This window comes from Psychrobacillus lasiicapitis (genome assembly GCF_006861795.1).
Taxonomy (GTDB): domain Bacteria; phylum Bacillota; class Bacilli; order Bacillales_A; family Planococcaceae; genus Psychrobacillus; species Psychrobacillus lasiicapitis.
The window spans coordinates 68019-91649 of sequence record NZ_VDGH01000012.1; the positions used below are offsets into that span (position 1 = coordinate 68019).

The 23631-nt window shown below is 36.7% G+C and carries 23 protein-coding genes; 9 read left to right on the forward strand and 14 right to left on the reverse strand.

From position 1 onward, the window contains the following. Positions 1-23 precede the first annotated feature (23 nt). Entirely contained in the window at positions 24-1406 is a 1383-nt protein-coding gene (locus tag FG382_RS18600; RefSeq protein ID WP_425328530.1) for a spore germination protein, read from the reverse strand. 305 nt (positions 1407-1711) lie between these two features. On the opposite strand from FG382_RS18600, the gene FG382_RS18605 reads away from it, so the two are divergent. Then, positions 1712-2881, forward strand: a complete 1170-nt coding sequence (locus FG382_RS18605) for a hypothetical protein (RefSeq protein ID WP_142540398.1) — start codon at positions 1712-1714, stop codon at positions 2879-2881. 49 nt (positions 2882-2930) lie between these two features. On the opposite strand, the gene FG382_RS18610 is transcribed toward FG382_RS18605, so the two are convergent. Next, complete coding sequence (locus FG382_RS18610; RefSeq protein WP_142540399.1) at positions 2931-3185, reverse strand: DegV family protein; 255 nt, start codon at positions 3183-3185, stop codon at positions 2931-2933. Positions 3186-3260: 75 nt separating this feature from the next. Between FG382_RS18610 and FG382_RS18615 the strand changes: the two genes are divergently transcribed. The 3 genes from FG382_RS18615 to FG382_RS18625 all read left to right on the forward strand — a co-directional run bounded on the left by FG382_RS18615 (position 3261) and on the right by FG382_RS18625 (position 4900). Beyond that, a complete protein-coding gene (locus FG382_RS18615; protein ID WP_142540400.1) occupies positions 3261-4082 on the forward strand; it encodes an EcsC family protein in 822 nt (273 codons plus the stop codon). A gap of 130 nt (positions 4083-4212) precedes the next feature. Beyond that, positions 4213-4647 carry a hypothetical protein gene (locus tag FG382_RS18620; RefSeq protein ID WP_142540401.1) on the forward strand — a complete coding sequence of 145 codons (435 nt, stop codon included), beginning with the start codon at positions 4213-4215 and terminating at the stop codon, positions 4645-4647. 34 nt (positions 4648-4681) lie between these two features. Next, positions 4682-4900 carry a YfhD family protein gene (locus FG382_RS18625; RefSeq protein WP_229677288.1) on the forward strand — a complete coding sequence of 73 codons (219 nt, stop codon included), beginning with the start codon at positions 4682-4684 and terminating at the stop codon, positions 4898-4900. A 47-nt stretch (positions 4901-4947) separates the two neighbouring features. Here FG382_RS18625 and FG382_RS18630 read toward each other — a convergent pair whose 3' ends face one another. Further along, on the reverse strand, positions 4948-5556 hold the full coding sequence (locus FG382_RS18630; protein WP_142540402.1) for a protein kinase family protein: 609 nt from the start codon (positions 5554-5556) through the stop codon (positions 4948-4950). A 640-nt stretch (positions 5557-6196) separates the two neighbouring features. On the opposite strand from FG382_RS18630, the gene FG382_RS18635 reads away from it, so the two are divergent. After that, complete coding sequence (locus tag FG382_RS18635; RefSeq protein WP_142540403.1) at positions 6197-6505, forward strand: ArsR/SmtB family transcription factor; 309 nt, start codon at positions 6197-6199, stop codon at positions 6503-6505. A gap of 12 nt (positions 6506-6517) precedes the next feature. After that, positions 6518-7465, forward strand: a complete 948-nt coding sequence (locus FG382_RS18640; RefSeq protein WP_142540404.1) for a cation diffusion facilitator family transporter — start codon at positions 6518-6520, stop codon at positions 7463-7465. Positions 7466-7541: 76 nt separating this feature from the next. Here FG382_RS18640 and FG382_RS18645 read toward each other — a convergent pair whose 3' ends face one another. Continuing rightward, on the reverse strand, positions 7542-7961 hold the full coding sequence (locus tag FG382_RS18645) for a pyridoxamine 5'-phosphate oxidase family protein (protein ID WP_142540405.1): 420 nt from the start codon (positions 7959-7961) through the stop codon (positions 7542-7544). A gap of 798 nt (positions 7962-8759) precedes the next feature. Then, positions 8760-9632, reverse strand: a complete 873-nt coding sequence (locus FG382_RS18650) for a patatin-like phospholipase family protein (RefSeq protein WP_142540406.1) — start codon at positions 9630-9632, stop codon at positions 8760-8762. A gap of 238 nt (positions 9633-9870) precedes the next feature. On the opposite strand from FG382_RS18650, the gene FG382_RS18655 reads away from it, so the two are divergent. Next, the gene (locus tag FG382_RS18655) at positions 9871-11136 is read left to right on the forward strand and encodes an Nramp family divalent metal transporter (RefSeq protein ID WP_142540407.1); all 1266 of its coding nucleotides are present in this window, start codon (positions 9871-9873) and stop codon (positions 11134-11136) included. Between the two features lie 55 nt (positions 11137-11191). Here the strand turns inward: FG382_RS18655 and FG382_RS18660 are convergent, their stop codons facing one another. The 3 genes from FG382_RS18660 to FG382_RS18670 all read right to left on the reverse strand — a co-directional run bounded on the left by FG382_RS18660 (position 11192) and on the right by FG382_RS18670 (position 13342). Continuing rightward, complete coding sequence (locus tag FG382_RS18660) at positions 11192-11371, reverse strand: hypothetical protein (protein WP_142540408.1); 180 nt, start codon at positions 11369-11371, stop codon at positions 11192-11194. A 72-nt stretch (positions 11372-11443) separates the two neighbouring features. Further along, positions 11444-12535 carry a threonine aldolase family protein gene (locus FG382_RS18665; RefSeq protein WP_142540409.1) on the reverse strand — a complete coding sequence of 364 codons (1092 nt, stop codon included), beginning with the start codon at positions 12533-12535 and terminating at the stop codon, positions 11444-11446. A 90-nt stretch (positions 12536-12625) separates the two neighbouring features. Beyond that, on the reverse strand, positions 12626-13342 hold the full coding sequence (locus FG382_RS18670; protein ID WP_142540410.1) for a gamma-glutamyl-gamma-aminobutyrate hydrolase family protein: 717 nt from the start codon (positions 13340-13342) through the stop codon (positions 12626-12628). 156 nt (positions 13343-13498) lie between these two features. Here FG382_RS18670 and FG382_RS18675 point away from each other — a divergent pair, with 156 nt between their 5' ends. Further along, the gene (locus tag FG382_RS18675; protein ID WP_142540411.1) at positions 13499-14380 is read left to right on the forward strand and encodes an SDR family oxidoreductase; all 882 of its coding nucleotides are present in this window, start codon (positions 13499-13501) and stop codon (positions 14378-14380) included. A gap of 61 nt (positions 14381-14441) precedes the next feature. Here the strand turns inward: FG382_RS18675 and fabF are convergent, their stop codons facing one another. From fabF to FG382_RS18690, 3 genes are all read right to left on the reverse strand, one after another. Beyond that, positions 14442-15677, reverse strand: coding sequence for a beta-ketoacyl-ACP synthase II (gene fabF / locus FG382_RS18680; RefSeq protein WP_142540412.1), 1236 nt, complete (start codon positions 15675-15677; stop codon positions 14442-14444). A gap of 132 nt (positions 15678-15809) precedes the next feature. Next, entirely contained in the window at positions 15810-16649 is an 840-nt protein-coding gene (locus FG382_RS18685; protein WP_142540413.1) for an aldo/keto reductase, read from the reverse strand. 3 nt (positions 16650-16652) lie between these two features. Beyond that, positions 16653-17861, reverse strand: a complete 1209-nt coding sequence (locus tag FG382_RS18690) for an MFS transporter (protein WP_142540414.1) — start codon at positions 17859-17861, stop codon at positions 16653-16655. A 182-nt stretch (positions 17862-18043) separates the two neighbouring features. Between FG382_RS18690 and FG382_RS18695 the strand changes: the two genes are divergently transcribed. Continuing rightward, positions 18044-18418, forward strand: coding sequence for a winged helix-turn-helix transcriptional regulator (locus tag FG382_RS18695; protein ID WP_142540415.1), 375 nt, complete (start codon positions 18044-18046; stop codon positions 18416-18418). A 340-nt stretch (positions 18419-18758) separates the two neighbouring features. Here FG382_RS18695 and FG382_RS18700 read toward each other — a convergent pair whose 3' ends face one another. The 3 genes from FG382_RS18700 to FG382_RS18710 form a co-directional block, all read right to left on the reverse strand. Next, entirely contained in the window at positions 18759-20159 is a 1401-nt protein-coding gene (locus FG382_RS18700) for a SpoVR family protein (protein WP_142540416.1), read from the reverse strand. Between the two features lie 19 nt (positions 20160-20178). Continuing rightward, on the reverse strand, positions 20179-21342 hold the full coding sequence (gene yhbH / locus FG382_RS18705) for a sporulation protein YhbH (RefSeq protein ID WP_142540417.1): 1164 nt from the start codon (positions 21340-21342) through the stop codon (positions 20179-20181). Positions 21343-21451: 109 nt separating this feature from the next. Then, positions 21452-23347, reverse strand: a complete 1896-nt coding sequence (locus FG382_RS18710) for a PrkA family serine protein kinase (protein ID WP_142540418.1) — start codon at positions 23345-23347, stop codon at positions 21452-21454. Positions 23348-23631 lie beyond the last annotated feature (284 nt).

Consider the following 23631-nt stretch of genomic DNA (forward strand, 5'->3'; position numbering starts at 1 on the left):
ACCTCACCTCTATAGAAAACATCCTACTTTTTCTGTGACCTTGAAATTCCCGATCTTCCTTTCAGGAAAGCCGTTGGAAATCTTATAATTCCATCTAGCAAATCTCCAGCTTTCCGAGGAATTACAGGTGTCATAAAAGGAGTACCTAAAGAACTTAAATTCAATAAATGAGCCAACAACCAAGCAAGTGCTAGCATTTGTCCGAACAATCCAAACAAACCTGCTGATAAAATAAAAATATATCGAACAAATCTACTTGTATTACTCATTAGAAAAATCGGTGGTAGAAATGAAAGTAATGCGGAAGTTGCAACTAAGACAATTAATATGTTACTAATTAGTCCTGCTTCAACTGCTGCGGTTCCAATTACAATACCGCCTACGATACCAATCGTCTGTCCTACTTTTGCTGGCATTCGGGAACCAGCCTCCCTTAAGACCTCTATGATTAGTTCTATAAACAATACTTCAATAAGTGGTGGAAATGGTACTTTACTTCTTGATTCCTGTAAATTTAATAAAAGTTCATAAGGTAAAATTTCAGGATGAAAAGTTAAAGCAGATACATACATGGGCGTAATCATTATAGTTAGGAAAAATCCAAAAAAACGAAGCATCCGTAGTAAGGTTGCGGTAGTCCAGCGATTATAATAATCTTCCACTGAAATAAACATGTCCATAAAGGATGTCGGGCATACTATTGCTGCTTGACTATTATCCATGAGCACTACAATTCTTCCATCTAATATATAATGGACGATACTATCAGGTCGGACGCTCATATAATATTGTGGAAATGGAGATAAAGGGTTATCTTCAATCAATTGCTTTAAAATAGAAACATCCGGAAATGATGGATAATTGACTTTATCTAATCTTTTTTTTAATATCTCTAGATTTTCCTTATTCACAATATCTTCTACGTACAATAGAGAAATTTCCGTATTGGATTCTGTTCCAATAATACGATTTTCATTTTTCAGCATTGGGTTTTTGATACGCCTTTTAACTAAGGAAATATTTACTTGTAACGATTCCGTAAATGCATCTTGGGGGCCGATAACAGTGGACTCTGTTTCGGTGTTTGTAATGGCTCTAGTAGATGCACTATACGTATCTATACTTAACAGTAAATTGGCATCATGAAAATATAATAGCGTTTGCCCACCCATTAACTTCGAAATAATTTCAGTTTTATCTGCTGGATCAATTTTCTCTGATATTTGGTGGATTTGATTTAAGTGATTAGCCAAGGGGATGAGAACCATTACTTGCATAGTCATTTTCTCTACAAGTGAATTGCTATAAACCATTGTGACAATACCTTCATTTGTAGGTATTTTCTTAAATATGACATCGTTAATTTGAGTTGTATTTTTCTTTAGCAATTCAATTGTTTCTTCGATTTCAGCACCGGTAACCTGCTTTGTATTTGGCGATGCTTTATCGGTATCACCACTTTTGATGGCTCTTATAAATTTTTTAAATTTCACATATACCCCATGCCTTTCATCAAGACAAAAATTTGTATAATAAGCATGTCCACTATTAAGAAATTGTATTCTCTTGAATATTTCGATTTAAAAATCCCATTTAATGGTCTTTTGACCAAAATATAATACTAGGAATATCTTCCTCTATAACATATATTTATTAAGGCTTATATTTGAAAATTTCATATAAGACTATTTTATTTTGCAGGAGAATAGAAATGAAGAAATTATTATCTATTGTATTAGCGACTGGAATTGCAGGAGCTAGTGTATTCACACCTTACACAAACGCGGAGGCGGCATCCGTTTCTAAAGCAGAGGCTTTAGTAAAAGCAGCAGAACAACATGCTGGTGCTTTAAAATGGCAAATATCTGTTGAACTTACAAAAGAGATTAAGTATCCGGATATGAAAATTTTCAATTTAACAAAAGATGCTTACTTAAATGCAAAAAAAGAGATTGCTAATATAAGTGCGAAAGATAAAGCAAAATTAGAAAAACGCCTAGAAGATAATGCTGGTATTCACTATACTCGTGCAATGGGATACATTGATGCTATTACATCTGGGAAAAAGATTGTAGATAAAGCAAATCAATTAAATAAATTGTATGCAGCTAATCCAACATCCGATGTAACAGAAAAAAGTTACCATGAATTATCTAGCGAAATTCGTAAACAGGCCATCTTGCTTTACCGTGTATACGGAAAATCAACACGAGATGCAATTTTAACGAAATATAAAACTCCTGGTGAAAAAGCACTTGAATCTTCTAAATATGTAATTACTGCAAAAATGGAGCTAGATAAATTAGACGATTTGATCTCTAAAAAAGCAGATCAAAAAACAGTGGAAGCACAAGTTTCTATTTTCCTAGATTCTCTAGATGCAATTGAGGACGATGCAATCATTAGTGACCTTTATAGTGCTTACTACGACAGCATTAGAGAAGATGAGAACTTTGTAGCACAAGAAAAAGAAATTAACGAATTTTTCGAGAAAGCTACTGAGTATGCAAATGAAGAAAAACTTGAGGAAACACTTAGCCTATACAGCAAAGACTTCCCAGGCTATGCGTCACTTAAAGAAAATTTAGAAACAACTTTCAAAGATTATAATGTAAGATACCAGACTTTAGGTCTAGAAGTTCAATACATTATCGACAATACTGCAGCAGTTGTACATGATCAAAAATCAATCTTCAATACTACAGATTCACTTGAACATACTACTATTTACCTTTTAGAAAAAGATAAAGATGGTAACTGGAAATTCCTAGACTCATCAGATATTATAGAGGAAACTAGTGATTCTACTGATGAAGACAATACTGAATTACCAGTTGAATCTGATTCACAAGAGAATTCTGACGTGCAAACTGTAGAATAATAGATTAATAACTGGAGCTATTAGTAGAAATACAAATAGCTCCAGTTTTTTATTTAAAAGAAATAATTATTCCACCTCTGCCTGCATAAGTCCCCATTGTGGCACCCATGTAACTGACAACAACATCTTTCGGATGAAATTGTTGAATAAGTGCTGCTTTGAGTACTTCCGCTTCCTCTATGTTTCCAGTATGAGTAATTCCAAGAATGGTATTAGAAAAAACTTCTTTTTTATGACGAACAACTTCAAGCGTCTTTTTTGGAAACCTCTTCTTCCCTTGAACTTTTTTATGATTTTCTTTCATTACTAAATTTCCATTCGAAACTTTTTACGCTCGAATTCGTATGAAGAGTATACAAAGAAAGAGGCGAAACTAACAATGCAGGATTCTAAAGAGTGGTTGATAGATGAATTAAAACAAGTAGAAGAATGGGAGAAAGATCAAAATGATTTGTGGTTTTGGGAAAAACTTGGTCGCCTGCCTTTTAAAATAATCGATAAATGGACACCATCCTTCATTCAAAATAAAATCGGTGTCCTTGTAGATGAACTTGGTCAATATGTCCAGACAGGTGGTAGCTATTTAAGCTCTACTTCTAAAATCCCTTCCTATTTCCCTGAAATGGAAGTACAAACATTAGAAGAAGTAAAAAAGTTACCTGTTCTGAAAATGGATAATGCTGCGGAAAAGCTCACTGGAAATAGAAAGAACTTAGCAACCATACAAGGGGCTAGTACTGGTATTGGTGGAGTTTTCACCCTATCTATTGATATTCCGCTCCTTTTAAGTTTACAGTTAAAAACATTACAAGATATTGCAATTTGTTATGGCTACGATCCAAATGACAAAAAAGAACGATTATTTATCATAAAATGTCTACAATTTGTCTCTGCAGACATAGTAGGAAAACAATCAATTCTTGCACAGCTGTCTATGTTCGACCAACAAGATGATCATGCAAAACGGGAAATCTTATCCGAATTACAAGGATGGCGTGAAGTAATATATTCTTACCGTGATCAATTCGGGTGGAAAAAACTATTTCAAATGATTCCAATTGCTGGACTCGTATTTGGTGCCTTCATTAACCGGTCAGCAATCAACGACATTGGAGAAGCTGGTCAAATGCTATTTCGAAAAAGAAGAATTATTGAGAGACTTGGGAATCATACAAACAACGACATTTTTCCCGAAAACTAAATATTCTCTCCTACTTTTCATTCATTTCTTCAATTTACTTAAGAAGATATTCCCAAAAGTGAATTTATTATGTGTCAAATAGGATATACTATTACTATAGACCGTAAATAAAAGAAGAGGAGGTATGAATATGTCAGTTGCTAGTGAAGCATCTCAAGTAAACCTAGATTTTTTAATAAATGATTTGGGCCTTCGGCAAGTATCAAATACCGCCCTGTTTCGAAAGGGAAATATATTAGTTATTTCACCATCTGTTCAAAACAAATCGAACACATTTGAACTTGGTGAATCACTTATGAAAAAGTATGATCCCGAAACGGATGAAGGATATTTACTCATTCGTATTAAAGACAAATTCTTAATGGCAAAGCTTCATCCTTTTCAAAGAAAAATGATGACTGCCGAAACAGAGAAGAGTACGAAAAGTAAACCTTCTTTTTGGAAATTCAATGTTATTGAATCCATTATTCCACGCATCGAAAATAATGGAGATCGTGAGCTTACATACAAAATCCAAGCTCCAACTTCAAAACAACTAGTTTCTTTTTTTAACAAGATTAAATAAATTGCACTGAGAAATTACTCTCAGTGCTTTTTTTATGACTAAAATAATTATTTCGCGCCATATTAAGATAGAACAAAACAGAGAAAGGAGAATTAACATCGGAAGAGACAATAAGCAAGGTAAAAGCAAGAACAAAGACACGCTTCCTCAAACACCTAAAAATCAAAAAATAAACCCAAATAATGTGCAAGAAGAATTTGCTGCGGAGTTTGCAGAGCTTCGAGAAAACAATTCGAAGAAAAAAAGAAAGTAGAAAAGCCTTTTCGAAGGCTTTTTTACTTTTCTACTTACATACATTTTTTATTCCCTATAAAATGGTATTAGTTCTTGTTTATACAGGTAGGCTACGGTATTTAGTATAAAAGCTGGAATTTTCTTTGGAAAATAAGCTTTAACATAATGTCTCTGATATGCTTTCTTTAAATAATCCCACTGTACGCAATCCTTTTCTTGTCTAAAACGTGCGACATCTATAATTTTTATCTCTCCCTTGGAAGTGATAAAAATATTTCGCAAGTGAATATCAGAAGGATTTAGTCCTCGTGCTGAAGCTAATGCTAATGCATAATCGATTTCCTTTATATGCTCCATCGTTATTTCCTCTCCATAGGTTATACATTCAAAAAGCGTGTGCCCATCTATAAAATCCATCAATATATAATTTTTCCCAATATAATAAATAGTTGGATAATAAGAGACCCCTTGAAGTATTTTATAAATCTCCCCCTCTTCTTTTGCAAGATGTGTAAATCTAGGAAAAAATATTTTCATTGCCTTATCTGTTGATTTTATTTTAAAAACAAATGCACTTCTTCCTGTACCAACCAGCTGTAAAGAATCATCATAGCTAAGCAGACGATTCTCCTTGCCAATAATCACTGTACTTGCGAGTGCTTCATAAGTATTCACAGTTTGACCTCCAATATAATATAAAACATACATAATTGGGAGATACTTCATCTCAGAGAGTGTAAAAAGTGTCTTCCAAAATCTTCGTCCTGTAGTAAAAAAATAATAGAACTTGCAATTTATCTAGTTCTAGTTGATCCGATAACATCTATTTATATTTTATTCCAATAAATGGTTCAACGAGACAGAACATACCGTGAACGCGACAAACCTCCTCTCGAAAGCGACAAATCCAATCAAGCGGATGCTTTTTCCATAGTGCAAAGGCTTGCAGTAACACTATAAGAAGCGATTGCACAGTATCGCTATCTTCCGATTAAAACAAAAAAGACGATGAAACCAAGATTTGGTCCATCGCCTTTTAAAAAAACAAGAGACCTCACCAAATAATTGGTAAGGTCTCGCAAACAACACTAGTTGCCAACAAAGCCGAGGAAAGAAATCCTGTATTGACGACTTTGCTGTATAGCTACTCCCCTTAACGGAAGCTGAATTATTAATTTAGTAGGCTAATTATAAGCTCTGCATGCTTGTGAGTCAATTATTTGGATTGACCATCAGACGATTTATTGCGTATAATGTATATGAGCATATGTTCATATACATTACGAAGTAATTATGATGGAAAAGAGGATTTATAATGGAGCAACAAGATCATGCATTTTTATCTACAAATACGGTCGAGGATGCTTCGCGTATTTTCAAGGCACTAGCCGACCCAACTCGTATTAAAATATTATATTTGCTATCTCAAGAAGAATGTTCAGTCAATCATATTACGGAAGTATTGAATATGACTCAATCCGCTGTATCCCACCAACTCAGCTTACTTAGAAATTTACGACTTGTTAAATACAGACGGGACGGAAACACTTTTTACTACACGTATGACGACGAACATGTGATTACCATCTTAAATCAAGTCATTTCACATATTGAATGTAAATAAGGAGGAAAATTTATGGGTCATCACCATCATCATCATGGTCACGACCATCACGGACACTCACACAGCCATTTTGAAGAGTCTCGGGAAGGAAATAAAAAAGGGTTGCTAATTGCCCTACTTATTACGACAGGAATTATGTTTTTAGAGTTCTTTGGAGGCTTATTTACCAATAGCTTAGCGTTGTTATCCGATTCCGGACATATGTTAAGTGATGCAAGCGCTTTGCTTTTAAGCTTAATAGCTATCTGGTTTGCTACAAGAGCTCCTTCTCCTCAGAAAACATTTGGAGGTTATCGCTTTGAAATATTAGCCGCATTATTTAATGGGATTACGTTATTTATTATTGCTGGATTTATCGTTTGGGAAGCATTTGGTCGATTTGTTGAACCACAAGCAGTTGCAAGTGGCACGATGATGCTGATTGCTGCAATCGGTTTGTTCGCAAATTTATTGAGCGCCTGGGCATTAATGCGTAAAGGCGATGTAAAAAATAATGTAAATTTACGTGGTGCTTATTTGCATGTACTTGGAGATGCTTTAGGATCTATCGGTGCAATAGTAGCAGGAATCTTCATGCTTCTATTTGATTGGTTTATCGCCGATCCTATTATTTCCGTTCTCGTTGCTTTATTAATATTACGAAGTGCTTGGGGGATTATTAAACATTCTATTCATATCTTAATGGAAGGTACGCCTATCTCGATCGATCAAACCGAAGTAAAGGCTGAATTAGAAAAAATCGAAGGCGTCAACCATGTCCACGACCTCCATATATGGACGATTACTTCTGGGTTAGATTCACTAAGCTGCCATATTGTCATTGCTGAGGAAAGGAATAGCCAACATATTTTACAACAAGCCATTGATAGATTAAAAGAGAAATTCCACATCGAGCATGCAACTATTCAAATAGAAACCGATCAGATCAAACACAGTGAATTGAAATGCAGGTTGGAATAACGTCATATATAAAGACAACGCAAATTAGCCCCTTCTGCTAGATGGAGGGGGCTAATTTGTTTGGAGAGGTTGGCTTCTAGAATTCGACTATTTGAGGTTCCTCCCCTTTTGTGTTCATCACTCGAATTTGCGTAGGAGTAATTTTCAAAATGATAAGGTTCGGATCTTCTGGACCCTTAAACCAACCTTCCAATGCCTTATTCCAAACGTTTTTCTTCATACTCTCATCATCATGTTCTTCAACTGTTCCTTCAATCTCTAAGAAAGCATCGCCTAATCCTTTTCCATCGTATCCTAAAAGAATATGAGTGTTTGGATTCTTTTGAAGCTCCTCTACTTTGTGCGTCTTTTTACTTGTTGCCGTATAAAGAATGAAATCATTGTTAAAAAAGGTCATATAACGGGAATGCGGTTTGTTTTGTTCAATCGTTGCCATCGTCCCAATCAAACTATCTTTTAAGATTTCTTGTGCCAGTTCTTTCGCATCTTTTGCCATGAATTAATCTCTCCTTTATAATGACTTTCCCTTTTATTATTCCTTTTCTGATGTAAATTAATCCTTCAGTAACATAAAGGGAAAAATCCTGTCTCTAATCGGTGTGACCTGTGGGATGGTAAAGGAATACCGCATATATTTAGGATAACTACGGAGTGTAGAGATAATGCGTTATAAGACAGAGCTATTAAGTGTCCGCTGGGATTTTCGCTACAGAGTGGACGCTTTCCGCGGGCATGGCTTCAATCTCCTCGTCGCTCACGCTCCTGCGGGGCTTTCAGCTCATGCTTTTCCCGCTGGAGTCGCCACCCTTTCACTACAAATCAAGTAGAATTTGCTAATTACTAAGAAATGATGCACTAGTTCTAGTACTTGATTAGTGGAATAAGATATACTATCTAGCGTTTGGTATCATTTATTGGAAACTATCATTGCTTGAAGGGCTAATAACAACCTTCCTTGTAATTTATACAGTACACAAAATAATTCTAAATAAGAAACTGCAAGGCAGATATTAGTTAGCAAGTTCTATTTATTGAAGCGCAAGGTGGCGACTCCTGTGGGATTAGCGAGACAGGTGAGACCCCGAACGTAGCGTTAGCGGAGGAGGAGGCTCACCGCTCGCCCCACGGAAAGCGTCCGCCTGGAGCGGAAATCATGGCGGACATCTTAGTATCTTGACGACGCATTATCCCTATAATACGCATGAGGTTCTAATAACCTAATGCGTTCGTTTCAATGACTAAATAATCTTATTCTATATATCTTTTAATTTCCTAAAGCATGAATAAAAACGAATCACCACATTTTCAAAAATTGTGTCGCTCGATTTCTCCCCTTTTCTAATAGCTTTGACTTCATCTCTCTATCTAAATCAAACTGTGTAGCGCTATATTCATCAACCGGGATAAAAATAACATTCCTCTCCAGCTTGCGAGAGATATATCTTTCATCATGTGCATTTTTCATCGTGGAAAAAAGTGCTTCGAATAACTGCAAACCATTTTTAATTTTATGTGGTTGCATCTCTTCCGAGCTACTGCTTAGCTTCAGGCCCACAATTGGACGCTCTTTGTTTCCATTATCAAAAATCCACATCGGAAAGTTACTTAATACTCCACCATCCACAACAATCGTGTCTCCTGATCCAACCCTCATTTTAACGGGCTCAAAGAAAAATGGAATGCCGCAACTCATACGTAGAGCTCTAGCAACAGGAAAGCTATCTGGAGATACACCGTACTTCTCCAAATCATCTGGAAGTACCATCATTTTCCCGTTCGTTAAATCCGATGCTACTAGTTTCAAAGATCCGTGCGGCAAATCTGAAAATGAATAAACTCCTTTTACTGCTAATTTTTCCAAAAACCAATTTTCTAATGCCTTTCCTTGATATAAACCTAATCCCCAATACAAATTTAACCACTTCATAAATGGAATAGGGATTACAGTTTTACGAGGGTCCAGTAGAGATACAAAGTCTTGCTCTACCATTATTTCTTCAATTTCCTTTCCCTTGTAACCCGCAGCTATAAAACACGCTAAAATCGCACCAGCACTCGTTCCAGCAACTCGTTTAAATTCATATCCCTTTTCCTCTAATATTTGGAAAGCACCTACTAATGCTATACCTTTCATTCCCCCACCCGAAAATACACCATCTATTAACATACATGACCTACTCCCTTTTTCATGTCGTTATAACAATGTAAGAGAAAAAGAGAGGAAATAGAACAATATCCGACATTTATTTAGTTATTATTCTAATATATCAGAATTTTGTGTTGCTATAACTTATGTTACTCGTTATAATAAAACGAAATACAAAATACGTACTAATGTACACTATGCGTACCAAAATGAAAGGGGTTACAGTAATTATCATTTCTAAAAACAAAGGGGATATAATATGACACTAGAAATTAATCAACAATTACTTCCACCGCAAACGTTTGGAGAAAAGCTGAAAAGTATTGGTCCCGGAATTGTTGTTGCCGCAACTGGGGCAGGAACAGCGGATTTAGTCACTTCGCTCGTAATTGGAACACAATTTGGAATGACATTTGTTTGGGCAATTATCGTTGGATCTGTTTTAAAGTATTTTCTAAATGAAGGGGTCGGAAGATTATACTTAGCAACCGGGCAAACGATTTTACAAGGCTGGCATCAACTCGGCAAATGGGCTACTGGCTACTTTGGAGTCTACTCAATTATTTGGGGCTTTGTATATGGAGCTGCCGCCGCCTCCACATCTGGGATGGCGATGCATGCAATGTTCCCAATCATGCCAGTTTGGGCATGGGCTATCATTCATGGGGTTGTTGGATTTATATTAGTCTGGTTTGGACGTTATTTATTATTCGAAAAAGTAATGACTGTATTAATAGGAGTTATGTTTGTAACAATTATCGGTACAGCGGCTTTGTTTTTACCAAGTTTCGGTGATTTTTCATATGGCTTAGTACCACGTGTTCCTCAAGGTTCCTTTTTCCTCATGCTTGGATTAGTAGGTGGTGTTGGAGGGACTATTACCATGGCATCCTATGGTTATTGGTTAAAAGAAAAAGGATGGAGTGGCAGACAGTGGATTTCTGGAATGCGCACAGATTCAAAAATTGCGTATTTGCTGACTGGACTATTCACATTTGCCGGACTAATTATTGGTGCCCAATTTTTAGCAGGTTCTGGAGTTAGTATTCGAGATGACGAAGGATTAATAAAGTTAGCGCATATGCTAGGGGCAGAGTTTGGTACTCCGATGAAATGGATGTTCTTAGTTGCTTTCTGGTCTGCTGCCTATTCGTCACTAATCGGAGTTTGGAATGGTGTACCTTATCTTTTTGCTGATTTTGTTAAAACAGTACGTAGTAAGAAAAATGTTGCTAATAGTGAAGTATCTACAAAAGATCCTGCCTATCGCTTCTTCTTATGCTGGCTAACCTTCCCACCGATGATTCTCTTTTATTTTGGTAAGCCAGTTGAACTTATTATTCTTTATGGAGCTTTAGGTTCTTTATTTATGCCATTTTTAGCAGCATCTTTACTCTTCCTACTAAATTCGAAAAAAGTACAAAAGGAATTTAGAAACAAATGGGTACCTAATACTGTCCTTATTAGTTGTCTCATTATGTTTGGATTCCTTGGTATTAAAGAACTCATTAAAATTTTCAGTTAAACTAATTATGAACAAAATATAATGGCGAGAGCATTTTGCTCTCACCATTTTTTTATTAAATATTTAATCTAGAAGGATTATTTTTATTGGTAGGTTTGGCTTTGTTTTCGTTATCATTGGCTGTCTTTGCTTCTTTGTTTTGTCCTCTTACATCTAAATCATCTGGGCTTACATCATAACCAAATCCATATTCTTCACGATCTAGTGATTTTCTCGGGTTTTTACCTTTTGTCATGCATCTTCACCTCCATGACAAATAATTTGTGCATTTGGTCAGCTTTTATTCATGTGTAATTATGAGTTTAATTTAAGATTTTCTTAGTTTTTTATCCAGTAATTGAAATACTCGCTTCAACTTTTCTTTTGGTAACCTTGCATACTGATTACCAACATTCACTTCAAAACTACATGACTTTTGTGTCATTTCTTTTAAATAGCCTGTTAATCCGATACTTGTTTCCTTATATAATTCTGCTAATATAGGTTCTACCTCTTCTCTAGATGCCTGAAAATGGACATGAAACATATTGGAAACAGGTACTAGTGGGATAGTCGAAACAGAATCACAAGAATTGAAATAGAGGGCAAGCTCTATAGCGTCATAGTAAAACTGATTCATCCTCTGTTCATTTTCATCGAAATAATAATTAGCACTGACAATATATGGGTATAAACTGATTAGGTCTCCACCATGTCGTCTTTTCCATATTTTCGATTTATCCGTAAACACTTTGTCGCCTGCAAGAATTGCACCGGCAACTCCTCCAATTCCTTTATAAAAGGACACATACACGCTATCAAAGAGACTACATACTTCAGCAGCTGTTTTTTCATAATAAGGTAGTATTTCAAAAAGTCTTGCCCCATCCAAATGTAGTCTAATTCCTTGATTGCGACAATACATAGAAATACTTTCTATTGTTGCATAATCGGGCAATTGGCCGCCAATCTCCCGTTGAGGTAATTCAAGTAATATACAAGCCACCTCTTCATCCATATTCGACACATCTTCTAACTCTATTAATCTATCTTTATCTGCTAACAAAATAGACTGGATATGATGCAATTCTTTTAACCCAACTTCCTCATGTATTTCTAAATGGCAAAGTGGATGATATGCAACCTTTTTCGAACCTCTATCATCACACCATATACGTAATGCAATTTGCTGGGCCATTGTTCCGCTAGGGAAGAAAACCGCTTTTTCTTTTCCAAGATATTCTGCCATCTTTGTTTGAAATTCTTCGATAATAGGACCATTACCGTAAATATCACTTTCCTGCTTGCCATCTAAGTTTTGCAAGGCATTCTTCAAGACTTGTATATCTCTCTTTCCATGTCCCGATACTTGATATTTAGTCTCCTTAAATGCTTCGAACAGTAATTTTGCTTCACTCATCTTAGTGTCTCCAGTCCATTTTTCGAATAATTGCAATATACTCAATCTACAATAATTCTTGCACTCTTACAATCGAAAAGTGTACGGTGTTTATCTATTTTTTCTTTTTAAAGCAGCTTGTATGTATGCATTGAATACACGTTTGGAAGCCTCGTCACCGTCCACTGCAAATTCTTCTGGATGCCATTGAAAGCCGAAAACAAAATGATGTTTCGTACTTTCCACACATTCGACGATTCCATCAGTAGCTCTCGCAACCACTCTCAGGTTTTCTCCAACTACATTTACCGCTTGATGGTGGAATGAATTCACTTTAAACTCATCTTCTTGCAGCAATTCATACAAATGACTTTCTTTTTCTACTTTTACTGGATGCGACCTATGTGTACGAATAGCTATTTGAGCATGTTGCATTACTGATTCTTCACGCTGAGAGTGAATAGATTGATACAGCGTACCTCCTGAGACGACATTTAACATATGTAATCCCCGACAAACGCCTATATATGGTTTATCCAATTCGAGCATTTTTTTTACTAAATTGAATTCCATCTGATCCAACATCGGTGTGATTCTTCCTAGATGTATATGTGGTTCAGCATTGTAATAGGATGGGTCAATATCTTCCCCACCTGTAACAAAGAGACCATCGATTTGTTTTGCTAGTTCTTCTATATCTTCTTCTGGGATAAGTGGTATTAATACCGGAATCCCACCAGCTTGTATAATTGCTTGTCCATAGACTGACGGCATAAAGTAGTTGCCATCTTCTTTTACTTCGGCAGTTATTCCAATGATCGGTTTCATTCTTATTCTCCATTCTCCTATTATGTATACGGTAATCAATATACCCAATTTTTCTATAACAGAAACGAAACTTACAATTCTGACTAACTACATTCGTAAGTTTGTTTTTTTTTAACGAGGGAATAATAAAATTAACCAATTAAAAGGAGGAGTTACATGACTACAGATAAATACACAAAAATCGATCAAGAGGTTTCTGGACAAACTCAAAGCAGGCAACCTGGTGCAGAGACAGAAATGACTCCACAACCAATTTATGATGATGAAAACTATAAAGGCTCCGAGAAACTCTCTGGTAAAGTAGCACTTATTACAGGCGGTGATAGTGGAATTGGAAGAGCTGTAGCCGTAGCCTTCGCCAAAGAAGGGGCTAATGTTGCCATTGTATATTTAGATGAAAATGAACAAAAAGACGCGGAAGAAACAATTCAAGCAATCGAAAAATACGGAGTCAAAGCGTTTAAAATTAAAACAGATTTAAGTGACGAGGAGAATTGTCAAAACGCGGTGGACGAAGTGGTTCAACAGTTTGGACAACTCAATATATTAGTGAACAATGCCGGAAAACAATTTCCTACAGACGACTTTTTAAAAATTACACCAGATCAATTACAAGAAACGTTTTCTACCAATATATACTCCATGTTTTATCTGACTCAGGCAGCATTGCCTCATATGTCGAAGGGAGATACAATTGTAAATACTTCTTCGATCACAGCGTATAATGGCTCACCAGAGCTTATCGACTATTCTGCAACAAAAGGGGCAATCACTGCGTTTACCCGCTCCCTTGCATTACACTTAATAGAAAAAGGAATTCGCGTAAATGCGGTGGCACCTGGTCCAATCTGGACTCCGCTTATTCCTGCCACTTTTGATGCAAAGAAAGTGGAGCAACATGGGGCTAACACACCAGTAGGTAGACGTGGTCAACCAGCTGAGCTTGCACCTGCTTATGTCCTTTTAGCCTCTGCCGATTCCAGTTATATGTCGGGACAAACAATCCATGTCGATGGTGGGGACTTCGTAAATTCATAAACTAAATAAAAAAGAAGCTTTTTGCACTGGCAGAAAGCTTCTTTTTACTATTTTGTCGTGCTTACTCAACGATTTTTTTGAAAGCAAGTACGGCGTTATGCCCACCGAAACCAAAACCATTTGAAAGTGCATAGTTTATTTCTGTTTCAACAGCTTCGTTTGGTACGTAATTCAAATCGCATTCTTCGTCCGGAGTTTCATAATTGATGGTAGCTGGTGCAATATTCTCTAACATACTATTAAGTGTAATAATTGCCTCGATTCCACCCGCTGCGCCAAATAAATGACCCGTCATCGATTTGGTAGAGCTGACTTTTAAATGATAAGCATGATCACCAAATACGGCTTTAATCGCGTTCGTTTCCGATTTATCCCCTTCTGGAGTACTTGTTCCATGTGCATTAATATAATCTATTTCATTAGGATCAATTTGCGCCATATCTATAGCTAGCTTCATCGCTCTTGCTGCTCCATCAAAATCAGGTGATGTAATATGGAATGCATCTGTAGTTGAGCCATATCCCACTAGTTCACCTAGAATGGTTGCTCCCCGTTCTTTCGCATGCTCGTACTCTTCCAACACTAAAATACCTGATCCTTCCGACATAACAAACCCATCACGATTCTTGTCAAAAGGACGACTAGCTTTTTCCGGTGCATCATTTAATGTGGACATCGCTCTCATTCTGGAAAACGCTGCGAAAGATAATGGATTAATAGATGCCTCTGCTCCTCCTGCTATAATCGCGTCTGAATAACCATGTAAAATATTTAAATAGGCTTCCCCTATTGCATGGTTTGCCGTAGCACAAGCAGAAACTGGTGAAAAACTTGGTCCTTTAAATCCGTATTTTATCGCAATAATACCAGTTGCCATATTACTGATCATCATCGGCACCATAAATGGCGATACTCTTCTCGGCCCTTTTTCAAGTAATACTTTATGATTTTCTAGGGTAGTGTTTATTCCTCCAATTCCCGAGCCAATATACACACCTACCCGGTCTTTGTTTACCGTCTCTAAGTCTAACTGTGATTGATCTAAGGCCTGCTTTGTTGCTGCATAGGCGTATTGCGTATATAAATCATATTTTGCTAAATCCTTTTTATCTAAGTATTCTTCCGCTGGAAAATCATCTATAATCCCAGCTATTTGTGTATTAATGTCTTTAAAATCATCTGATTCAATTTTTTTAATACCAGATTTACCTTCTTTAATGTTTTTCCATAATGTAGGCACATCATTTCCTAATGGAGATACGACTCCATAACCAGTTACAACCACTCGACGTTTCATATACATCCTCCTATCTTTTTCCCTTATTTTTATGTTAACTTACTAACAGCTAAATGCCAATTTTAAAAAACATATGATCCATTACAATATTTGCAATGAATCATATGTTTAATCAATAATAGTTTGTAGCGCTTAAAAATCAAAGTTATCAGGATCAGGTCCTACACGGTGATTTTGATTTAAGCTTTCAATAAGCTGCATGTCTTCCTCTGACAATTCAAATTCAAAAACATCTGCGTTTTCTTCAATTCGATGTGCTTTTGTAGATTTAGGTATTGTAATAACCCCGTTTTGTAAATCCCAACGTAAAATAACTTGTGCTATCGTTTTACCATATTTATTTGCAATTTCCTGAAGCTCTTCATTATCGAGCAATTGCCCTTGCATAAGTGGAGACCAAGCTTCTAGTTGGATATTGTTCTCCTTACAAAATGCTTTGAGCTCATTTTGTGTCAGTCGTGGATGATATTCCACTTGGTTCACCATCGGCTTAATTTCCGCGTCTTCCATTAAATCTTTCAGATGATGTATTTGAAAATTACTAACGCCGATTGCTTTTACTCGGCCTTCTTTATAAAGTGTTTCTAATGCTCTCCAAGCCTCTTTGTATTTACCTTCTACTGGCCAATGTATTAGAAACAAATCTAAATAATCTAAGCCAAGCTTAGACAAACTTTCTTCGTAAGCTGCAATCGTCTTTTCATATCCTAACTCGGAATTCCAAACTTTGGATGTGATAAAGAGATTTTCTCTTGCAATTCCCGTTTCTTCCATTGCTTCTCGAATACCTTGTCCAACTCCAGATTCATTGCCATAAATAGCAGCCGTATCAATACTGCGGTACCCATGTTTAATAGCAGTTTTCACAGCATCTACTAGTTCTTGCCCTTCTTCTACTTTAAATACTCCCAGACCAAACCAAGGCATTTCCACTCCATTATTTAGCACTGTTGTAGATTGTAAATTTTTCATCTTTTATCGTTCCTCCAATTTCATTAGCTTTTTTTTATCTTTTCTTTCTAGCATTCGACTAACACCTGTTAGTATTGCGGCAATTACAACCATTAATGCACCTACCCATGTAGTATGGATAATTCCAATAGATTCTGCAATAACTCCACCTAAGTAAGATCCTAGTGCGATTCCCGCATTAAATGCCGCAATATTCATGGCAGAAGCAACATCTACTGCACTGGGAACAAAACGCTCTGCTAGTATGACAACATATACTTGAAGGCCTGGCACATTCATAAACGCAAACAATCCCATAAAGAAAATCGTTATCAATCCCGCTACTTTTAATGGTACTGTAAATAACAGTATAAATAACACAATTGCTTGTACAATAAACATATAAAATAGTGAACCGATTGGGTTTTTATTAGAAAGCTTCCCACCTATCATATTGCCGATTGCAATCGCAACTCCGTAAACAAGCAAAATAATTGCAATAGTTGCTTGCTTAAATCCAGTTATCGTCTGAAGTAATGGAGATAAATAGGTGAAGACAACAAATGTCCCTCCGTAACCAAGCGCTGTAATACTCAAGATTAATACGATTCGACTGTTTGTCACAAGCTTTACTTGATCCCGTAGTGTTGTTGGATTACCTTTTCTTAGGTCAGAGGGAACAAGTATACTATTAGCAATAAACCCTATTATTCCAATAACCACAATGGCCACAAAGGCAAATCGCCAGCCAAACTGTTGACCGATAAACGTACCAAAAGGAACGCCTGTAATGGTAGCAACGGTTAGCCCTGTAAACATAATGGAAATCGCACTTGCTCTACGATTTTCTGGAACCAAGTCAGCGGCAATAGTAGATCCTATTGACATAAACACCCCATGTGAAAATGCGGAAATTACACGCGCAATTAGTAAAAGCGTCACGCTGGTGGCACTTGCAGCAATAGCATTTCCTATAATAAAGACGATCATAATCCATAACAGTAAAGTTTTACGTGGCATTCTGGATGTAAGAGAGGTTAAGATTGGTGCTCCAAACATTACCCCCAATGCATATAGCGAAACAGTAAGTCCTGCTGTGGACATAGATATATTTAAATCATGAGAAATTAACGGTAAAAGTCCCACGCTAACAAATTCAGTCGTTCCGATTGCAAATGCACTTACAGCCAGTGCAAGTAGCGCAAACATGCTTCGTTTTTTATCTAAAATCATTTTCCCTTTCCTTTCTTTATGCTATCGTATTTCATACGTAAAGTACAAAATACAGAGTAAAATTACCGGCAAATGCTATTATGGTTCAAAGGGATTCAAAAGAAAAGTACGCACTTTCAAGTAATATAAGCACCTAAAAGTAATATAGGTACTTCTAGGTACCTATAGAGAAGGAGAAGCATATGAAGAAAAAAAAGTATAATATATCGGTGGAAGCAACGTTAGAAGTAATCGGAGGAAAATGGAAATGTGTTATTCTATGTCATCTAACCCATGGGAAAAAACGCACAAGCGAATTGAAGCGTCTTATGCCTGACATAACGCAAAAAATGTTAACTCAACAGTTAAGAGAACTAGAAGCAGATGGCGTCATAAACCGAATTGCTTACAACCAAGTTCCACCAAAAGTAGAATATGAACTTAGTGAATATGGACTTAGCTTAGGAAGCATTTTAGATGCATTATGTGCATGGGGAGAAGTGCATATTACGAAAGTATACGGGGACAAGTTTTCTGTTTTAGAGGATAGCATTTTAAATGACCAGTTAAAAAGTTAAAAAGTTTGTAAAAAGGAATCTATTCAAACGTAATATCAGCTAAGCGTCATATATGCATGATATAGGGATAATGCGTCGTCAAGATACTAAGATGTCCGCCATGATTTCCGCTCCAGGCGGACGCTTTCCGTGGGGCGAGCGGTGAGCCCCGCAGGAGCGTGAGCGACGAGGAGATTGAAGCCATGCCCGCGGAAAGCGTCCACCCTGTAGCGAAAATCCCAGCGGACACTTAATAGCTCTGTCTTATAACGCATTATCTCTATAAAATGTCCCTAAACAACCGTATTCATTAAAAAGCGAGATCCCAATAAATCAGGATCTCGTTTTTTTATATATGCTGTTAAATAGCTTTACGGGAAACCTTTTTTCCATCGTATGCATACACGGTTGGTTTATCATCCACTACTGTTTCCATGTATACACTTCTTCCCCATAGCTGATAAATATAAGGAAGTACATTTTCTAAATAATGGGGATCGAGTTCCGTCCCTTCATAACCATGCTTTAAATATAGCTCTCCATTTTTACCGTAGTCACCGTCTTCCACTACGATATAAGGAAAGCTTCCATTCGTTCGCATCGAAACTAGCTGATCTCTAACATTTTCATAGTCTTTATCGGTAATTTCATAATTCCCTTTCTTTTTTTCAAACAAGTAGAGATCTTCCTGCTTTACTAGTTCCTTAGTTAAATAGTTTCGAATAAATGAAATATCTGATTCTATTTCTCGCACTTCGAATATTTTTTCACGTCCTGAGTTAGGTTTTACCCCTTGCTGCATCATTTCTTCTGTTGGGTTGTTATATCTGTTTTCAATATCTTCAAAGATTTTCAATCCTAAATAATAAGGATTGATACTTGTTGGAGAAGGCTGAACAACATTTGCATTTAGTTTGGCAAACTCGATTGTTTCATCTGTTGTTAAGTCCATTTCTCTTAAAATCCGTTGATGCCAGTAGGATGCCCAGCCTTCGTTCATGATTTTGGTTTCCATTTGTGGCCAGAAGTAAAGCATTTCTTCCCGCATCATCGTTAAAATATCTCGTTGCCAGTCTTCTAATTCACGGCTATATTCTTGTATAAATAGCAATAAATCCTTTTCGGGACTAGGAGGAAACTTTTTTCTTTTTGGGATTGATATGCGTTTAGCATCCGCCGGTTGATCCATATTCCATAAATCATCATATGGTGTTTTTCTTACAACCTCTTCTGTCTCTTCCTCATCCATGTTGTAGTCAGGTAGTTTAGGTCGGATGATGGAAGGATCGATATGTTCCTGAATTGCGAGTATAGCATCTAAAAAGCTTTCTACCTCTTCTTTGCCATAGGTCATTTCATAATCTGCAATTCGCTCGGCTGTTGCGGTCATACTTTCTACCATATCTCGTCGTGTATTGGAAAAACGCACATTATTTTTAAAGAAATCACAATGCGCAAGTACATGAGCAATGATTAGCTTATTTTGGATCAAGCTATTTGTGTCCAATAAAAATGCGTAGCAAGGATTGGAGTTAATCACGAGCTCGTATATTTGACTCAAACCAAAGTCATACTGTATTTTCATCTTATGAAATTGCTTTCCAAAACTCCAATGTGTAAATCGAGTTGGCATTCCATACGCGCCGAACGTATAAATAATATCCGCTGGACAAATTTCGTAACGCATCGGAAAATAATCTAGTCCAAAACTGGATGCTATTTCTGTTATTTCAGCAATGGCGTGATGAAGCTTTGTATCCACTTAATGACCCCCTCTCGTTTCAAGTTGATGTTTCGTACTTTCGAAATAGACTCTTGAGCGCTTGATAAACATCACGATTTTCCTTGAGGACATAATGACGAAACTTCGGATTATCAATTTTTTTATACGTATTCATCAGTGTAGAGTACCTGCTATGTGCATTTACTTCGCCGTAACCAAACATGCTAGAAATATCCATTAATTCATTGACCAGCTTAATGCATTTTTCGTTATCACTCGTCATATTTTCACCGTCGGAAAAATGAACCGGATAAATGTTATAACGAACAGGATTGTATTTTTCCCGTATAAGCTCTAAAGCTTTCAAATATGCAGATGAACAAATAGTTCCTCCACTTTCCCCTTTGGAGAAGAACGCTTCTTCTGACACTACTTTCGCTTCTGTATGATGAGCTATAAACTCAATTTCTACCGTTTCATATTTTGTGCGTAAAAATCTAGCCATCCAGAAAAAGAAACTTCTTGCACAATATTTTTCAAAAGCACCCATAGAGCCACTTGTATCCATCATTGCAAGTACGACCGCCTTGGATTCTGGTTTGACCACTTCATCCCATGTTTTGAAACGTAAGTCATCGTTATGGATGGGGGTTATTTCCGCTTTTCCTTTCATCGCGTTTCGTTTAATAGCGGTAATGATCGTGCGTTTCTTATCAATATTCCCCATAAGTCCTTTTTTTCGAATATCATTAAATTCTACTTTATCTGTGACAATATCCATTTGTTCTTTTTGCTGTAAATTTGGCAGCTCCATTTCTTTAAATAATGCAGTTTCTAATTCTTCAATCGTCACTTCTGCCTCATAATAATCTTTTCCTGCTTGATCTCCAGCTTGCTTTCCTTTTCCTTGACCGTCTTCCCCTTCACCCGACCCTTTTGCAATTACATCTCCTACTTGGCTGTCCCCGTCTCCTTGGCCTACATGCTTTGTTTTATCATAATTGTAGCGAATTTTATATTCGTCCAAAGAGCGGATTGGTATTTTAATTACATCTCGTCCATTTGACATAATAATACTTTCTTCACTTATTAAATCTGGCAAATTATCCTTAATGGCTTCTTTTACTTTATCCATATGCCTTTGCTGATCTTGATACCCTTTTCGATGGAGAGACCAGTTTTCCTGGGAGATAACAAATTGTTTTTCTTCTTTTTCACTCACTCTCATCAACACCTACCTATTTTTTATCTTATGCCAGAGAGCCAAAGTTATTGCCAATGTGTATAAAAAAACAAGACTAATAGCTACCATCAGTCTTGTTTTTTTATATTTATCTATTGAGTAGACTTCCAACGTAACGGAGTAATTCATTCGCTGACGTAGTATTATATCCGTGTTCATCTACCAGTCTTGCAATAACCTCATTAACTTTCTTCAAATGCGTTTCATCTGGCGTTTGAGAAGACGTCGTAATTTTGACGACATCTTTTAAATCGGCAAACAGTTTCTTTTGAATTGCTTCTCTTAAACGCTCATGCGAGTTGTATTCAAAACGTTTTCCTTTTCTTGCATAAGCAGAAAGTCGAATTAATATTTCTTCCCTAAATGCTTTTTTCGCGTTTTCAGAAATACCGATTTGTTCCTCTATCGAACGCATTAGCTTTTCATCTGGATTCATTTCTTCTCCCGTTAACGGATCTCTCATTTTGTTTTTGTTACAAAATGCTTCTACGTTGTCGAGATAATTATTCATTAATGTGATAGCTGACTCTTCATATGAGTAGACAAATGCTTTTTGCACTTCTTTTTTCGCAATTTCGTCATACTCTTTTCGAGCGATTGCAATATAGTTCATATACTTTTCGCGGTCTTCTTGGGAAATGGACGCATGCTGATCTAGGCCTTCTTTTAATGCACGTAAAACATCTAATGCATTGATGGACGGTATTTCTTTACGAATGATCGCGGAAGAAATTCGATTGATCACGTAACGTGGATCTATTCCATGCATACCTTCGTTTAACGATTCTTTCTTAAGCTCCTCAAGATCGATTTCGTTAAACCCTTCTACACTTTCTCCGTCGTACAGTCGCATCTTCTTAACTATATCAACGCCTTGTTTTTTAGGTACTTCCAATCTTGTTAATATAGAAAAAATAGCGGCAGCTCGAAGTGCATGTGGAGCAATATGGACGTGAGTCATGTCACTTTCTTTAATCATTTTTTCATAAATTCGTTCTTCTTGGCTTACTTTCAAGTTATATGGAATAGGCATAACGATAATTCTAGAGTGAAGTGCTTCATTCTTTTTATTGGAAATAAAAGAACGGTACTCCGTCTCGTTTGTATGTGCTACGATCAACTCATCCGCACTTATCAATGCGAATCTTCCTGCTTTGAAATTACCTTCCTGCGTCAGAGACAATAAATGCCAAAGAAACTTTTCATCTAGCTTCAACATTTCCTGAAATTCCATGATTCCACGGTTCGCTTTGTTTAGTTCTCCATCAAAACGATATGCCCTAGGATCAGATTCGGAGCCGAATTCAGCAATCGTCGAGAAATCGATACTACCAGTCAAATCTGCAATATCTTGTGACTTTGGATCTGACGGTGTAAAAGTTCCGATACCAACTCGTTTATCTTCTGAGAAAAAGATTCGTTCTATCAAAACATTTTCGATACGTCCATCATATTCCTTTTCCAATCGCATTGTATTGAGTGGAGATAAGCTACCTTCAATTCGGATACCATATTCTTCTGCAAAATCTTCACGCAAATGATGTGGGATTAAGTGCAAAGGGTCCTCATGCATCGGACACCCTTTTATCGCATAGACAGCACCTTCGTCTGTTCTAGAATATTGCTCTAAACCACGCTTTAACAATGTAACAATGGAGGACTTCCCTCCACTAACAGGTCCCATAAGTAAAAGAATTCGTTTACGCACATCTAATCTCTTGGCAGCAGGATGAAAATATTCTTCCACAAGTCGTTCCAGCGACGCTTCAAGCCCAAATATTTCTTTCCCGAAAAAGTCATACATTCTTTGCCCGTTTCTTTCAGTTAACCCGGAGCTCTTTATCATGCTATAAACACGTGAATGAGCAGTTTGGGCAATTTCTGGTCTTTCTTTCAACATATCTAAAAATTCCTCGAACGTGCCTTCCCACTTCAATTGATTTTCTTCTTCGCGGTAGCTCTTCACCTTACTTAAAATATCCATCTATTCCCTCCATTCAGGGCTCTATTTTATACATAGTATGAAAGAATAAAGTTTATGATACATAATACTTTTAAGAATTAGCTCATTTTGTATAAGCTATCCAGGCTAGTCAACGTTCCTCGACCGATCGAAAAAGATGAACTAATCTCTTCAAACGACAAATGTCGTTTATAGAGGTTCCCTTAACAGTCATCTGCAAGGTAGAACTAGTTTATTGTACTTTTGCAAAAAAGGTTCTTGAATAAGAAAAGCGCAAGCGCATGTCTCTGGCCCAATTTAGCTCA